We start from the raw sequence: 787 nt of genomic DNA, 5'->3' as shown, positions 1-787 counted from the left end.
GGGGCCTCCGGGCCGGCCAGGACGCGGCCGAGGAACCGCTTGCGGGAGGCGGCGACGAGCACGGGGTGGCCGAGGCCCAGGAGACGGTCGAGGCGGGCGAGCAGGGCCAGGTCGTGGCCGGCGTCCTTGGAGAAGCCGAGGCCGGGATCGACGATCACGCGGTCGGCCGCGATGCCGCCCTCCAGGACCGCCTCCACGCGGGCGCGCAGTTCGTCGCCGACCTCCGCGACCACGTCGGTGTACGCGCCCTTGACGTTGCCGCCCTCCAGGAAACCGCGCCAGTGCATGACGACGAACGGGGCTCCGGAGGCGGCCACGACGGGGATCATCGCCGGGTCGGCGAGGCCGCCGCTGACGTCGTTGACGAGGGCGGCGCCGGCCGCGAGGGACCGCTCGGCGACGGAGGCGCGCATGGTGTCGACGGAGAGGGTGACGCCCTCGGAGGCGAGGCCGCGGACCACGGGGATGACGCGCTTGAGCTCCTCGGCCTCGTCGACCCGGGTGGCACCGGGCCGGGTGGACTCGCCCCCGACGTCGACCAGGTCGGCGCCCTGGGCGACCAGGTCGAGGCCGTGCTTGACGGCGGTCGTCGTGTCGAACCAGCGGCCGCCGTCGGAGAAGGAGTCCGGGGTGACGTTCACGACTCCCATGACCGCGCACCGGTCCCAGTGAGGAAGGCCCGCGACCTGGCGGCGTCCGCTTCGGTTGCTCATATGTTCAGCGTAGGCCCAGGGGGCGGGCGGGGTGCGCCTCGGCCCGGGTGGGGACACGACCGGGCGGCTCCCGG

General features: G+C 75.1%; 1 protein-coding gene. It reads right to left on the bottom strand.

From position 1 onward, the window contains the following. The coding region (gene folP / locus B9S61_RS14515; RefSeq protein ID WP_103542631.1) for a dihydropteroate synthase at positions 1-713 on the bottom strand (713 nt) is incomplete at its 3' end. Between the last annotated feature and the right edge of the window lie 74 nt (positions 714-787).

The sequence above is a fragment of the Streptomyces sp. SM1 genome (assembly GCF_002910825.1).
Taxonomy (GTDB): domain Bacteria; phylum Actinomycetota; class Actinomycetes; order Streptomycetales; family Streptomycetaceae; genus Streptomyces; species Streptomyces okerensis.
This window is presented reverse-complemented; position numbering and strand designations above follow the sequence as displayed.